Source organism: Stenotrophomonas sp. SrG, assembly GCF_050031795.1.
GTDB lineage: Bacteria > Pseudomonadota > Gammaproteobacteria > Xanthomonadales > Xanthomonadaceae > Stenotrophomonas > Stenotrophomonas rhizophila_A.
In genome coordinates this window covers 76,917-92,018 of record NZ_JBNBBE010000012.1, presented here as the reverse complement: position 1 = coordinate 92,018, position 15,102 = coordinate 76,917, and the positions used below count along the sequence as shown (strand labels likewise).

Below are 15,102 nucleotides of genomic sequence, written 5' to 3'. Positions count from 1 at the left end.
AAGAACAACATCAAGATCAAGAGCATCCGACTAACAGTCGGCGCTCGGGTCTCGGCCTGCGGCCGATCCCCGGTCCTGCCCGCTTTGCGGGCAGGACCTTTGATCCATGCGCGCGCTGGATCGGGGTGCCATGATCGGGGTTTGCCGTCCCCCGGGAACCCCTGCTCGTGAAATCACCGCTCGTTGCTGCGTTGCTGCTCGCCCTGGCCCTTCCTGCCCATGCGGCACTGGCCGCACCCCCTGCGGCACCGACGGTCGCGCCGGCCAGCCTGGCCACCGAATCGCCGGCCGACGCGGCGTTCCGCGCCATCTACGAGAAGGAATGGGCCTGGCGCCAGGCCGGTGGCGGCGAAGCCAGTGAAGACGGTGATGGCCCGGCCACGGCCACCCGCATGCCGGACGTGGGCGCGGCCGCGCAGCAGGCACGCCTTGCGGTGTGGGACGACGTGCTGGCCCAGCTCGGCAAGGTCGATATCAAGGCGCTCTCGCCCACCAACCAGGTCAACTACGCGATCTACCGCGACCAGGTGTTCAACCTGGCCGAAGAAGTGCGCCTGCGCGGCTACGAGATGCCGTTCAACTCGGATTCTTCGTTCTGGTCCAACCTTTCGTTCATGGCGCGTCGCGAGCTGAAGACCGCCGCCGACTACCGCAACTACATCGCCCGGCTCAACGACGTACCCCGCTACTTCGACCAGCAGACCGACAACATGCGCGCCGGCCTGAAGCGCGGCTTCAGCGTGCCGCGCGCGGTGCTCGATGGCCGTGAAGTCTCGATCGCCACCGTGGCCGAGCTGAAGGACCCGACCCAGTCGCCGCTGTACGCGCCGTTCAAGAAACTGCCGGCCAGCATTCCCGCCGCCGAACAGGCCGAGCTGCAGGCGCAGGCCCGCCAGGCCATCAGCGCCAGCGTGGTGCCGGCCTTCGTCAAGCTGCGCACCTTCTTCGTCGGTGAGTACGTGCCGCAGGCGCGCACCACCCTGGCCGCCGAAGCGCTGCCCGATGGCAAGGCGTACTACCAGCAGCAGATCCACGAATACACCACGCTGGACCTCACCCCGCAGCAGATCCACGAGATCGGCCTGAAGGAAGTGGCGCGCATCCAGAAGGAAATGAACGACGTCATCAAGGAGGTCAAGTTCAAGGGCAGCTTCGCCGACTTCCTGGCCTTCCTGCGCACCGACCCGCAGTTCTACGCCAAGACCCCAGACGAACTGCTGCACCGCGCCGCCTGGATCTCCAAGCGCGTGGACGGCGTGATCGGCAAGTACATGACCCTGCCGCGCGCACGCTTCACCATCGTGCCGGTACCGCCGGATATCGCCCCGTTCTGGACCGCGGGCCGTGGCGGCATGGGTACTTACTGGGTCAACACCTACAACCTGCCGGCGCGCCCACTGTACAACCTGCCGGCGCTGACCTTGCATGAGTCCGACCCGGGCCACGCCCTGCAGGGTGCGCTGGCGGCAGAGCAGGGCGAACAGCCCGAGTTCCGCCGCAACGCCTACATCTCCGCCTATGGCGAAGGCTGGGGCCTGTACAGCGAGAAGCTTGGCGTGGAAATGGGCATCTACGAAACCCCGTACGAGGATTTCGGCCGCCTGACCTATGAAATGTGGCGTGCCGCGCGCCTGGTGATCGATACCGGCGTGCACCACAAGGGCTGGACCCGCGAGAAGGCGCTGGCCTACCTGCGCGACCACACCGCGCTGAGCGAGCACGAAGTGACCACCGAAGTGGACCGCTACATCTCGTGGCCGGGCCAGGCACTCAGCTACAAGCTGGGTGAGATCGCGATCGTGCGCCTGCGCGGCGAGGCCGAAAAGGCGCTGGGCGACCGCTTCGACGTCAAGTCGTTCCACGACGCGGTACTCAGCCAGGGCTCGGTGCCGTTGCCGGTGCTGGATGCGCAGATCCGCGCGTACATCGACGCGCGCCGCGCGCCCTGATGTCGCAACTGGTCGGTGCCGATGTGCGCTCGCGCACGCATCGGCACACGGCCTGCGCCGCGATGACGAAACTGCATAGCGCGTCGCAGCGCTGCAGTAGCAGATGACTAGGCTGGTCAGGGCGCGCCCCCGGGCGCGCGTTTCCCCCCAAGGAGCCTGACCATGCTGGATGCCCTGTCCGCACTGCACCACCGCCTGTTCTGCCACACCACCGCCAACAAGGCAGCCCATCGCCACGCGGAACCGACCCTGCTGAGCCTGCGCAACCTGCCGGACGGCCAGCGTCCACCGACCACCCGCGCCTCGACGTCCATGGGTGCAGCCGGCCCCGATCCCCTGCAGCGTTTCACGCTCGCCCCCGAGCATGGCCAGGCCCTGGCCGCGTTGCTGCAGCGGCACCGCAGGCTGCTCGACCCCGACTACACCATGCCGTTTGCAGCCCCCGAGCGCGCGGCGCTCGACAGCTTCTTCGCCAAACGCGCGCAGCTGGCGGAGGTCGCCCTCGGCAGCCCGCCTCCGGTGTGTACCGGTCGGCATGACCCGCACGATCTCGCACCGGCACGCACGCAAGCGGACCTGCTGCGGCAGCTGCTCGGCAGCGCGAAAGGACTGGTGCTGGGCGAGGTGCCCTGCAGCCCGTCCAGCAGGCGCCTGTTGATCGATCACATGGCGTTGCTGCGCCATCTTGGGGTCGACACCCTGTACCTGGAGCACCTCCAGGGCGACCTCCACCAGGCCGACCTCGACCGCCTGCACCGCAGTGGCACGCTTTCCCCCGACCTCGCACGCTTCCTGGCGGGGCAGGAGAGCGGCCACCTGACCCACGCGCCCTGCGGCGCGACCTTCCGCGATCTGGTCGACGCCGCCTTCAAGGTCGGCATGCGCGTCGTCGCGCTCGACCTGATGGCCAGCTACCACCTGCGGGGTGTCCACGACCACGCCGGAATCAGCGCGGCCGCCCTTCCGGACATCCGGGTCAAGCTCTTGAACCACGTCGCGGCTGCGCGGATCGCGCACGACCAGCGCAGGCAGGCCGGCAAGCCGGGACCGCAGCGCTGGGTGGCGCTGGTCGGCAACGCCCACGCCGGTACCTTCAACGACATTGTCGGCATCGCCGAGCGGCTGGGCGTGCCCAGCCTTCGCGTGGAAGAGACCAGCCCCGGTTGGAGCCAGCGGCTGCAGGCAGGCTGCGATCCTGGCCGGACCGTGCCGCCCGCCGTGCGCAGCAGCGGCGGCGAACTGCAGTGCGACTACCTGCTCAAGGTGCCAGCGGCTGACGGTCGCGCGCGGCCGGACACGTCCGCACCCTGCAGTGCGGCCGATGCGCTGCGGCTGCGCGCACTCCGCCAGGCGCACCACGCGCCACCGCCGGCCCGTACGGCATGAACGCGCGCCGTCGCTGCGATTGTGTAACGGGGGCGGCCGTCGTTACCCTGCGGCCATGATGTCCCGCCTGCGCCACCGCCTGTCGCTGCCTGTCCGCCTGCTGATGCTGGCGGTGGTGCTGTTCGGCACGGCCGGTGGCGCGCTCGCGTCGGCACTGGGCGACCTGCATGCGCTGTCGCACGCCGGGGTCGCCGGTCTGTCGCATGCGGTGTCGCATGCCGAACCGGTCGACGTGGCCGCGGCCACTGCCGAGGCTGACCATGCGGACGAGGATGACGGCGCGCGCCTGCTGCACGCGCTGGTCCATTGCGGACACTGCCATGGTCATGGCGGCGTGCTGCCGCTGGCGGCATCGGCATGGTCGCTACCGGCCGCACCGGCGCACGCCGTGCCGGTCGGCCTGACCGCGCAGCTGCTCGCCCAGCCGCCCGAGAGCCTGCTGCGCCCCCCGATAGCGGTGTGATGCCACGCGGCGCCTTGCCGCGACTTCACCTCTGAACCGCTTTCTGGAGATTCCCATGTGGATGCGTCTGGCAGCCGTTGCTGCCATTGCGCTCGTGCCGTGCGCGTATGCGCAGGGCACCGCGCCTGTTACCCGTTCCGCCCAAGCAGCATTGCCCGTTGCAGCGGCGGCGGCCCCCCCGTTGACCCTGGGCGAGGCCATCGCCCGCGTCGCCCGCTACCACCCCGACCTTCGCCTGGCCGATGCCCAGCGCCCGGTCTGGGAAGCGCGCCGTGAGGCGGCCGCGTTCGGGCCGCCACTGACCGTCGGCGTTGAGCTGGAAAATGCGCTGGGCACCGGTGGCAGCCGTGGCTTCGACGCCGCCGAACTGACCGTCACCCTGGCCGGCGTGCTGGAGCGCGGCGGCAAGCTTGATGCCCGCCGGGTACTGGCCCAGGCCAATCTCGACGCGTTGGCACCGCAGCGCGAAACCGCGCGGCTGGACCTGATGGCCGCCGTGGCCCAGCGTTATCTCGCCATTGCCGAAGCCCGCGCGCAGCTCGCCATTGCCGACACCGATATCGACCAGCGTCGCCGCGCGGTCGCCGCCGCCCGGATGCGCCTGCAGGCCGGCGCGTCGCCCGAATCGGTGCTGATGACCGCGCAGGCGATGTTGGCGCAGGCCGAAGTGGACCGTGATCGCGCCATGCAGGCCGACCGCGCCGCGCGTCTCGCGCTGTCGGCGCTGTGGCGTGAGCGCGAGCCCGGCTTCGACGTGGTCAGCGGCGACCCGCTGCAGCTGCCCGCCCTGCAACCCTTCGACATCCTTGCCGACGAACTGCAGCGCACCCCGGAACTGGCCGTGCTGGCCGGCGAACGCCGCGTGCGCGAAGCCCAGCTGCAGTTGGCACGCACCCAGGCACGGCCGGATATCAGCTGGCAGGTCGGCGTGCGCAACAGCCGCGACAGCGGCGATACCGCGCTGGTCGGCGGCTTCAGCGTGCCACTGGGGAGCATGCGCCGCGCCGGTCCGGAGATCCGCGCAGCCGAAGCCGAGCTCGCCCTCAACGGGGTGGAACGCGATGCGCGCGCGCTGCAGCTGTACACCACCCTGGCCGAAGCGCACGGACGCTATGAAACGTCGCGGCTGGAAGTCACCCGCATGGCGAGCGATGTACTGCCGCACCTGCGGCGTGCCGAGAACGCCGCCGAAAAGGCCTGGCGTGCCGGTGCCATCAGCTACATGGAGTGGGCGCAGCTGCAGGCCATGCGCATCGAGGCGCGGCAGCGCCAGCTCGATGCCGCCATCGCCGCGCAGACCGCACTCATCGAACTGCAACGGCTGACCGGCCAGGGCCTGCTTGCCCACGCCAGCACCGCTCCCGCTACCGCGACCGTGTCCACGGAGGACCGCCGATGAACCTTTCGATCCCCCGCGCGGCGCGCATCGCCGCCCTCCTGCTGTGCCTGCTCGCACTGGCCGGCTGTGCCAAGGAAGCGCCCACGGCACCGGCCAGCCCGGACGCCGGCCACGGCGAACCCGGCCACACCGAAGCGGGCGAGGACCACGACGACGCATCGGACAGCACCACCATCCCTGCGGCGATGGCCGACCAGTCCGGTATCAAAGTCACCCCGGTCGCCGCCGGCACCATCGCCGACGAACACGACGTGCAGGGCCTGCTGACCCCGGTCGACGGCCGCGTGGCCCAGGTGATGGCGCGGTTCCCCGGCCCGATCCGCTCGTTGCGCGCCAACGTGGGCGACACCATCAAGACCGGCCAGGTACTGGCCAGCATCGAAAGCAACCTCAGCCTGACCACCTACACGGTCAGCGCTCCCATCAGCGGCGTGGTGCTGGCCCGCCACGCGCAGGTCGGCGGGGTGGCGGGCGAGGGCACGCCGCTGTTCGAGATCGGCGACCTGTCCACGCTGTGGGTGGACCTGCACATCTTCGGCAACGACACCCAGCACATCACCGCCGGCGTACCGGTCACCGTGTCGCGGATGACCGACGGGGTCACCCAGGCCACCATGCTGGAACGCGTGCTGCCCGGCACCGCCACCGCCAGCCAGAGCACCGTGGCCCGCGCCACGCTGCGCAACGACGACGGCCTGTGGCGGCCGGGCGCGGCGGTGAAGGCGCGCATCGTGGTCGCGACACGGCCCGCCGCGCAGGTGGTGCCGCTCAGCGCGCTGCAGACGATGGAAGGCAAGGACGTGGTGTTCGTACGCACCGGCGAGACCTACACCGCCCGTCCAGTGCGCCTCGGCGCGCGCGACGCCAACCAGGTGGAAGTGCTGGAGGGCCTCACCCTCGGCGATGAAGTCGTCACCGGGCAGAGCTACGTGGTGAAGGCCGACATCGGCAAGGCGGGAGCGTCGCATGAGCATTGAGCACGCAACCATCCCCGGGCGTGGAGGGCATCGCCATGCTTGAGCGCATCATTGCCGCCTCCATCGCCCATCGCTGGCTGATGATGAGCCTGACCCTGGCGTTGATCGCCGTGGGCGCGTGGAGCTTCATCAAGCTGCCCATCGATGCCACCCCGGACATCACCAACGTCCAGGTGCAGATCAACACCGCCGCCCCGGGCTATTCGCCGCTTGAAGCCGAACAGCGCATCACCTACCCGGTGGAAACCGTGATGGCCGGCCTGCCACGGATGGAACAGGCACGCTCGCTGTCGCGCTATGGGCTGTCGCAGGTCACCGTCGTGTTCGAAGACGGCACCGACATCTACTTCGCGCGGCAACAGGTGGCCGAACGCCTTCAACAGGTGAAGTCGCAGATCCCGGCCGGGCTGGACCCGCAGCTGGGGCCGATCTCCACCGGTCTGGGCGAGATCTTCATGTACACCATCGACGCCGATCCGGCGGCGCGTAAACCCGATGGCAGCGCCTACACCGCCACCGACCTGCGCACGCTGCAGGACTGGGTGATCCGCCCACAGCTTCGCAACGTGCCGGGCGTGACCGAGGTCAATACCATCGGTGGCTTCCAGCGCCAGGTGCACATCACGCCCGATCCGGCCCGTCTGCGTGCGCTGGGTTTCACCCTGGAAGACGTGGTCCAGGCCGTGGAAAGCAACAACCAGAACGTCGGCGCCGGCTACATCGAACGCAACGGGCAGCAGTTCCTGGTGCGCATTCCCGGCCAGGTGGCCAACCTGGAGGAAATCGGCAACATCGTGCTGGCACGTCGCGAAGGCGTGCCGATCCACGTGCACGACGTCGCCGAGGTCGCCGAAGGCCCCGAGCTGCGCAGCGGCGCCGCCACCCAGAACGGTCATGAAGTGGTGATGGGCACGGTGGTGATGCTGATCGGTGCCAACAGCCGGGATGTGGCGCAGGCGGCCGCCGCGCGGCTGGAGCAGGCGCAACGCAGCCTGCCGCCCGGCGTCACCGTCACCGCCAGCTACGACCGCACCACCCTGGTGGACCGCACCATCCAGACCGTGGCCAAGAACCTGGTGGAGGGCGCACTGCTGGTGATCGTGGTGCTGTTCCTGCTGCTCGGAAATTTCCGCGCCGCATTGATCACGGCCGCGGTGATTCCGCTGGCGATGCTGTTCACCCTCACCGGGATGGCGCGCGGGGGCGTATCAGCGAACCTGATGAGCCTGGGCGCGCTGGACTTCGGCCTGATCGTCGATGGCGCGGTGATCATCATCGAGAACTGCCTGCGCCGCTTCGGCGAGCGCCAGCATGCCCTCGGCCGCGACATGACCCGCGAAGAGCGCTTCGCCGAAACCGCCAGCGCCACCGCCGAAGTGATCCGCCCCAGCCTGTTCGGGCTCGGAATCATCACTGCCGTATACCTGCCGATCTTCGCGCTGTCGGGCGTGGAAGGAAAAATGTTCCACCCCATGGCCATCACCGTGGTGCTCGCGTTGAGCGGCGCGATGGTGCTGGCGCTGACCTTCGTGCCGGCCGCCATCGCCCTGTTCCTGGGCGGCCACGTGCAGGAGAAGGAGAACCGGGTGATGGCCTGGGTGCGCCGGCGTTACCAGCCCCTGCTGGCATTCTCGCTGCGGCGCGGGCGCTGGATGGTGGGTGGCGCGCTGGTGCTGGTGGTGGGCTGCGGCCTGCTCGCCACCCGGTTGGGCAGCGAGTTCGTGCCCAACCTGGACGAAGGCGACGTGGCCATGCATGCCATGCGCATTCCCGGCACCAGCCTGACCCAGTCGGTCGAGATGCAGAAGCTGATCGAAAACCGGCTGGTGCGGTTCCCGGAGGTGAGCAAAGTATTTTCCAAGATCGGCACCCCGGAAGTGGCCTCCGATCCGATGCCGCCCTCGGTGGCCGACACCTTCATCATGATGAAACCGCGCAGGGACTGGCCGGACCCGCGCAAACCGCGCGCCACGCTACTGGCTGAGCTGGAAGCAGCGGTGGAGCAGCTGCCCGGCAACAACTACGAGTTCACCCAGCCGATCCAGATGCGCACCAATGAGCTCATCTCCGGCGTGCGTGCCGACGTGGCGGTGATGCTGTTCGGCGATGACCTGGAGACGTTGCTGAAGGTGGGCAGGCGCATCGCCAGCGTGGCCGGCAGCGTGCCCGGCGCGGCCGATGTGCGCATGGAAGAAACCAGCGGCCTGCCGCTGCTCACCGTCACTCCCAATCGCAGCGCGCTGGCCGGCTACGGGCTCAACCCGGGCCAGGTGCAGTCCACCGTGGCCACCGCCGTGGGTGGGCAGGTGGCCGGCCAGCTGTTCGAAGGCGACCGTCGCTTCGACATCGTGGTGCGCCTGCCCGAGGCGCTGCGCCAGGACCCGGCCGCACTGGCTGACCTGCCGGTATCGCTGGCCCCGGCACTGGAAGGCGATGCCGACGAATCCAGCCAGGCCGGCGGCTGGACCAGCGGCACCGCGCGTACCGTGCCGCTGCGCGAGCTGGCCACGCTGGCCAACAGCGAGGGGCCGAACCAGATCAACCGCGAGAACGGCAAACGCCGCATCGTGGTCACCGCCAACGTGCGCGATCGCGACCTGGGCAGTTTCGTCAGTAACCTGCAGCAGGCGATCAACCGCGACGTGCAGGTGCCCGATGGCTACTGGATCGAGTACGGTGGCAGCTTCGAGCAGCTGATCTCGGCCAGCCAGCGCCTGGCGGTCGTGGTGCCGGTCACCCTGATCCTGATCTTCGCGCTGTTGTTCTGGGCGTTCGGCTCGGTCAAGGACGCGGCCATCGTGTTCAGCGGTGTACCGCTGGCGCTCACCGGTGGCGTGCTGGCATTGGCCGCACGTGGCATTCCGCTCTCCATCTCCGCAGGCGTCGGCTTCATCGCGCTCTCGGGCGTGGCGGTGCTCAATGGCCTGGTGATGATCAGCTTCGTGCGCAGCCTGCGCGAGGGCGGCATGCCGCTGGCCGATGCGGTACGCGAAGGCGCGCTGGGTCGGCTGCGTCCGGTGCTGATGACCGCACTGGTGGCCTCGCTCGGCTTCGTGCCGATGGCCTTCAACGTCGGCGCCGGTGCCGAAGTCCAGCGCCCGCTGGCCACGGTGGTGATCGGCGGCATCGTCTCCTCCACGCTGCTCACCCTGCTGGTGCTGCCAGTGCTGTACCGCTGGCTGCACCGCAGGCAGTAGCGCTATCCGGGTAGCGCCCGACCGTTGGTCGGGCGTTGCCCCTGCTCGATAAGCCGAACGGCCTTCGCTACACCATCCTCCGTCGCCATGGCCCGTCCCAATGCAGCTGCACGTGCCCGCGTGTCCACATGCTCGGCAACGGCAATAGCACGCCCCAACGTCCCGGTGTCCAGGCGTTTCGGCGACAGCGGTTCGGCGGCTACGCCGATCTCCCGCAATCGCGCCGCCCAGAAAAACTGATCTGCCGCAAACGGCATCACCAATGAAGGCACCCCCGCACGGCAGGCCGAATGGGTGGTGCCGCTGCCGCCGTGGTGGATCACCAGCGAACAGCGCGGGAACAGCGCTTCGTGCGGTGCAGGGCCGATGACAAACACGTTCGCTGGCAGCGGACCGTCTGGAAGGCCTGCCCAGCCCGGGAACAGCAGCACGCGCCGCGGTGCCAGCGCCTGCAGCAGTGCCGGCAACACCGTGTTGCGATCAAATCCCGTCATGCTTCCAAAGCCGACGTATACGGGCGGCGGGCCTTCATCGAGAAAGGCCTGCAGTTCCGGCGTCGGCTGCCAAGGCGCATCGGGTGCACGCCATTGCCCGCACACATGGTGATTGGCCGGCCAGTCGGCAGGCGGCGGCATCAGGCTCGGCGAAATCCCGTACAGCATTGGAACGTCACGCCACAGGGTGCGCCGAGCCGGCATGCCCATCGCCCGCCGCGCTTCGTTGATGGGGCGACGGAAGGTGCGCCACACGGCATCGTTGACCAGCCCGTAGCTGAGCTTGTTGAGCACACCGGGGAGGCGCAGCCGTGGCAGGAAGGGCGAGGCGAATGCGCGCGTGGGCGTAAGTGGAATCATGCCGGTTCCGATCACCGGTATGCCGTGGTGCTCGGCCACCGTCATGCCCACGAAGGCGGCAAGCCCGCCCGTCAACACCGCGTCGCACCCGGCCGCGGCCGCGTCGGCCTGTCGCATCCATGCCGGCACGTGCCGCTGCGCCATCCGCGCCAGGCCCCGCGATGCGGCCGCCATGTTGTTACCGCGCGACACCAGCGCCACCACCTCGTCGTGGATGTCGCCTTCGAGGGCAGCATGCGGCACGCCCAGCGCCTGCGCGCTGCCCAGCGTGCCACCCTCGGCCAGCACCATCACCTCATGTCCAGCCACCTGCAGCCCATGGCACAGCATCACCAGCGGCCGGGTGTCGCCTTCGGTTCCATAGGTCACAGCGAGAAGTCGCATGGACGCATCCGATGATCGAAAATTGAAGTATCTCCATGCGGTGTGCAGAACGGGTCTATCCCGCCGCTGCAATCCCCGAATCTGATAAGTACGTCAAACCTGGCGGCGATGACCCGCAGCTAGTCTCGAGCACTGGCTGGAACTGCGCTCAAGGCAGCAGACGTTGTCCTACGGTACTTTCGTTGCGGGTAATCTCCGATATGACCTGCGCCATCTGGATCCGTTCTCGGTGAAGGTGAGGGTGCACGGCGTCCTTGTCGATGTGGACGTGAGCTTCAGCTTCCATGTCTTCACCGACCAGAAGGGCAGGGGACCGTGCTTCCCGCATCATGCCGAGGAGCGCTATTTCTGCGTGAAGCGATACCAGCTCAGTCACACTGTCGCAGCCTTCATGCGTGGGCCCTTCTTCGACGCTTCGGTGCGGCGGCATGTCCGTAGCGTGGGTGGCGAGCCTCAGGAACAGTACTTCTGCACCGACCTGGGCCATGGCGACATCATCTGGACCCGGATATCGAGACGTGAGCGGCAGAACCGCGTGCGCGTCTGGGTGGTGAGCGCCTACAACCGCGACTGGCAGGGCATGGTGCTCCCGCGCGGTCAGGGGTTGTTCCGGGTCCAGAAAGTGTTGGCAAGCAAGCTGGGCATTCCGCGACCCTGAATAAAAAAGGCACCCCATCGCTGGGGTGCCTTGGAATTACGGTCTCGGTGAAAGTGAAACGCGTTGGCTTTCGCCTATCCCGCCGATGGCTGAGGAAAGAACGGACCAAGTCCGCCTTCGCAGCGCTACTATCCCGTCGCCGGGTCCCGATCAGCAGCACTTGGTGAAATCATGTCACGCGGGCGCGCCCCGGTACAGGGGCAAGAGCGCCACCGTTCAGGGTTTTGCTGTGGATAAGCCTTGCCTTGCAGGGGCTGCGCGTGCATAATGCGCGGCTCGCTGTGTCCGGATTTGTCCGGATTGGTGGCCGGGAACACGTCATCCGGTCTGCCCTCGTCAGCGTAACCCTTTGATTCTCATGATGTGTGGCGGGAAACCGCCGAGGCCGCCGTCGCCCGGGCTATGGGCTGACACATACTTTCATCGAGGTGCGCAATGTCCCGCGTATGCCAAGTTTCCGGCAAGCGAGTGCAGACGGGTAACAACGTCTCGCACGCCAACAACAAGACCCGTCGTCGTTTCCTGCCCAACCTGCACGAGCGCCGCTTCTGGGTCGCCAGCGAAAACCGCTGGGTCAAGCTTCGTGTTTCCGCGCATGCACTGCGCACCATCGACAAGAACGGCATCGATTCCGTTCTGGCTGAGCTGCGTGCGCGCGGCGAAAAGGTCTGAGGAGTAGACGATCATGGCAGGCAAGCGCGATAAGGTCCGTATGATTTCGACCGCCGGTACCGGTCACTTCTACACGACCGACAAGAACAAGAAGAACACCCCCGGGAAGATGGAATTCTCGAAGTACGATCCGGTCGTGCGCAAGCACGTCCCGTACAAGGAAGGCAAGATCAAGTAATCCCTCACGGGGTTGCTCGATGGCCAACGAAGGACCCGCCTCACGGCGGGTTTTTTCGTTTCCGGGGGCGTGCACGCCGGCCATGGCAGAATGCCGGCATACCCCCAAACGGGCGAACCGATGCTGTTCGAATGGCTGCTGGGTTCATGGTTGTTGATGCTGGACTGGCTGATCCGGCTGGCCGCGTTGTTCTGGATTCCCAGCCGCACCACGCCCGGCGCCGCGCGCAGCTGGCTGCTGCTGGTCGGCTTCGTGCCCCTGCTGGGCCTGCCGCTGTACCTGCTGTTCGGCCACCCCTGGCTGTCGCGCCAGCGCGTGCAGCGCCAGGCCGAGGCCTCCCAGGTGATCCGCGAGGAGCAGGCGCTGCAGCCGCCGCTGCGCTGGAACCCGGTGCCCGATACCGCCACCGCCGAAATGGTGCCGCTGATCGAGCGCCAGGGCGACTTCATGCCCGTGCACGGCAACGCGGTGGAGCTGCTGACCGACTACGACGCCTCGCTGCAGGCGCTGATCGACGATATCGACCAGGCCCGCGACCGCGTGCACCTGCTGTACTACCTGATGTTCGACGACGCGGTGGGCGAAGCGGTGGTGCAGGCGCTGCAGCGCGCCGCCGCACGCGGCGTGCACTGCCGCCTGCTGCTGGATGCGGTGGGTGCCAAGCGTGGCCTGCGCCGCTACCGCCACCGCCTGCAGGCGCTGGGCGTGGACGTGCGCGCCATGCTGCCCGGCGGGCTGCGCTGGCGCCGCAGCGGGCGGATGGACCTGCGCAACCACCGCAAGATCGCGGTGATCGACAACCGGGTCGGCTACATCGGCTCGCAGAACCTGGCCCAGCCCGGCTTCGTGCCCGGCTACCCCAACCGCGAACTGGTGGCGCGGGTGCGCGGGCCTGCGGTCGCCCACCTGGAGGCGGTGTTCGCCAGCGACTGGTACATGGAAACCGGCCAGCGCCTGGAGGTGATGATGGTCGAGCCGGTCTGCGCCGATGACGTGCCCACCCAGCTGCTGCCCAGCGGCCCGGCCTACCCCTTCAGCAACGCGCGCGACGCGGTGAATGCGCTGATCCACCTGGCACGCCGCCGCATCGTGCTGGTCACGCCGTACTTCGTCCCCGACGAGGCCACGTTGAGTGCGCTGCGCATCGCCGCGCTGTCGGGGGTGCAGGTGCAGCTGATCCTGTCGGCCAGCAACAACCAGCACCTCACCGCCTGGGCGCAGGAGGCGTACTACGACGAACTGCTGCGCGCCGGCGTGCGCGTTGCGCTGTACGAACCGCATTTCCTGCATGCCAAGCACCTCACCGTGGACGAGGACATCGCGTTGGTCGGCTCGATCAACCTGGACATCCGCTCGTTCGCGCTCAACGCCGAGATCGGCATGCTCTGCTACGACCGGGGGCTGGTACGACAGTTGATCGAGATCGAAGACGACTACCTGCGGCAGTCGCGCCAGCTCGACCTGAAGGCGTGGCGGCTGCGGCCTGCGTGGCGACGCAGCCGCGAAGGCATCGCGCGGCTGGCCGATGCGCTGATGTAGCGCACGGAGCGTTGCGGGCGCATGTCCTACAATGCGGCCATGACCGACTCCGAACCCATGCTCCAGGCCGACCTGGCCATCATCGGCGGCGGTGCGGCCGGCGTGCTGGTCGCGCTCAACGCGCTGCGCGGCGCCACCGCGCCCGTGCAGGTGGTCCTGTTCGAGCCCGCGTCCACGCTGGCCCAGGGCATTGCCTACGCCACGCCGTGGCCGGAGCACCTGCTCAACGTGCCGGCCGGCAAGATGAGCGGCCTGCCCGAACAGCCGGGTGATTTCGTCGACTACCTGCTGCAGGCCGATGCACTGCCAGGCGTCCCGCGCGACGTACTGACCGAGACGTTCGTTCCGCGCCGCCATTACGCGGCGTACCTGCAGCATCGCCTTGCAGAAGCGCAGGCGCAGAGCCCGGCGACGCTGCACGTGGTGCACGTGCCGGTTATCGCGCTGCAGCCGGGCACGCCACGGAACGTGTTGCGACTGGCCGATGGCCAGCAATGGCAGTCACGCCAGGTGGTGCTGGCCTGCGGCAACAGCATGCGCCCGTTGCCCACGCCCGGTGCCGAGGCCCTGCCGCCCGGCCGCGTAGTGGATGCGTGGGATTACGACGGCGTGCGCCTGTTGGCCGGCGATGACGACGTGGCCATCATCGGCTCGGGCCTGAGCATGGCCGACAGCGTGGTGGCACTAGCCACGGCGGGTCATCGCGGCCGGATCCACGTGCTGTCGCGGCACGCGCTGCTGCCACTGCCGCATGCGCACGGCGGCATCGCCAAGTTCGATCCCCAGCCGCTGCTGGCGATGCCATTGCGCGCCCGCATGCGCGCGCTGCGCGGCCATGTGCGCGACGCAGCGGCGAAGGGTATTCCTTGGCAGGGCGTGATGGACCGCATCCGTCCACTGGGCCAGGCGCTGTGGCAGGGACTTGATGCAGCTGACCAGCGCCGTTTCCTGCGCCACGTGGTGCGGTACTGGGACGTGCACCGCCACCGCATTGCCGAAACGGTACATGCGCAGCTGGCCGAACTGGAGGAATCGGGCCAACTGCAGCGCCACCGCGCGCGGCTGGATGCGCTGCTGGTGCTGGACAGCACCCTGCAGCTGCATGCACACGGCGCCGCGGGTGGCCTGCCGCCGTTGAATGTGGGCGCCGTAATCAACGCCACCGGCGTGGAAACCCGCGCGCTGGCCATGCGCAACCCGCTGTTGCAGCAGCTGCTGGCCGATGGCCATGCGCGTCCGGGCCCGCATGGGCTGGGGTTGGACAGTGACAGTGCGGGTTTCCTGCTGGACGGGCAGGGCAGGCCGCAGCCGGGCGTGCAGGTCGTCGGCAGCCTGCGTATCGGCACCTTGTGGGAAAGCCTGGCCATTCCGGAGCTTCGGACCCAGGCGCAACAGGCCGCGATGGCTGCGTTGATGCGTCACGACCAACGGTCGTGACCTACCGGG

Annotated in this window: 12 protein-coding genes; 11 read left to right on the top strand and 1 reads right to left on the bottom strand. The window is 68.4% G+C overall.

The features are described 5' to 3' along the window. The first annotated feature begins 167 nt into the window (after positions 1-167). From ACQG3P_RS12805 to ACQG3P_RS12780, 6 genes are all read left to right on the top strand, one after another. A complete protein-coding gene (locus tag ACQG3P_RS12805; protein WP_426805269.1) occupies positions 168-1,949 on the top strand; it encodes a DUF885 domain-containing protein in 1,782 nt (593 codons plus the stop codon). 162 nt (positions 1,950-2,111) lie between these two features. Continuing rightward, on the top strand, positions 2,112-3,335 hold the full coding sequence (locus ACQG3P_RS12800; RefSeq protein ID WP_426805268.1) for a membrane-targeted effector domain-containing toxin: 1,224 nt from the start codon (positions 2,112-2,114) through the stop codon (positions 3,333-3,335). Between the two features lie 55 nt (positions 3,336-3,390). Further along, a complete protein-coding gene (locus ACQG3P_RS12795) occupies positions 3,391-3,798 on the top strand; it encodes a hypothetical protein (RefSeq protein WP_426805267.1) in 408 nt (135 codons plus the stop codon). A gap of 55 nt (positions 3,799-3,853) precedes the next feature. Continuing rightward, positions 3,854-5,197, top strand: a complete 1,344-nt coding sequence (locus tag ACQG3P_RS12790) for a TolC family protein (RefSeq protein WP_426805266.1) — start codon at positions 3,854-3,856, stop codon at positions 5,195-5,197. Continuing rightward, entirely contained in the window at positions 5,194-6,174 is a 981-nt protein-coding gene (locus ACQG3P_RS12785; protein ID WP_426805265.1) for an efflux RND transporter periplasmic adaptor subunit, read from the top strand. The genes ACQG3P_RS12790 and ACQG3P_RS12785 overlap by 4 nt, the downstream gene beginning before the upstream one ends. Before the next feature lie 35 nt (positions 6,175-6,209). After that, entirely contained in the window at positions 6,210-9,371 is a 3,162-nt protein-coding gene (locus ACQG3P_RS12780) for an efflux RND transporter permease subunit (RefSeq protein ID WP_426805264.1), read from the top strand. Positions 9,372-9,373: 2 nt separating this feature from the next. Here the strand turns inward: ACQG3P_RS12780 and ACQG3P_RS12775 are convergent, their stop codons facing one another. After that, on the bottom strand, positions 9,374-10,609 hold the full coding sequence (locus ACQG3P_RS12775) for a glycosyltransferase (RefSeq protein ID WP_426805289.1): 1,236 nt from the start codon (positions 10,607-10,609) through the stop codon (positions 9,374-9,376). A 163-nt stretch (positions 10,610-10,772) separates the two neighbouring features. Here ACQG3P_RS12775 and ACQG3P_RS12770 point away from each other — a divergent pair, with 163 nt between their 5' ends. From ACQG3P_RS12770 to ACQG3P_RS12750, 5 genes are all read left to right on the top strand, one after another. Further along, positions 10,773-11,267 (top strand): hypothetical protein, encoded by a 495-nt coding sequence (locus tag ACQG3P_RS12770; RefSeq protein ID WP_307105563.1) that lies wholly within the window; start codon positions 10,773-10,775, stop codon positions 11,265-11,267. A 435-nt stretch (positions 11,268-11,702) separates the two neighbouring features. Then, positions 11,703-11,939, top strand: a complete 237-nt coding sequence (gene rpmB / locus ACQG3P_RS12765) for a 50S ribosomal protein L28 (protein ID WP_005411638.1) — start codon at positions 11,703-11,705, stop codon at positions 11,937-11,939. A gap of 10 nt (positions 11,940-11,949) precedes the next feature. Continuing rightward, the gene (gene rpmG / locus ACQG3P_RS12760) at positions 11,950-12,117 is read left to right on the top strand and encodes a 50S ribosomal protein L33 (protein ID WP_170272460.1); all 168 of its coding nucleotides are present in this window, start codon (positions 11,950-11,952) and stop codon (positions 12,115-12,117) included. A gap of 120 nt (positions 12,118-12,237) precedes the next feature. Then, positions 12,238-13,656: a cardiolipin synthase gene (gene cls / locus ACQG3P_RS12755; protein ID WP_068847847.1), complete on the top strand. Its 1,419-nt coding sequence runs from the start codon at positions 12,238-12,240 to the stop codon at positions 13,654-13,656. A gap of 21 nt (positions 13,657-13,677) precedes the next feature. Beyond that, positions 13,678-15,093, top strand: a complete 1,416-nt coding sequence (locus tag ACQG3P_RS12750) for an FAD/NAD(P)-binding protein (protein ID WP_426805263.1) — start codon at positions 13,678-13,680, stop codon at positions 15,091-15,093. The last annotated feature ends 9 nt before the right edge of the window (positions 15,094-15,102 follow it).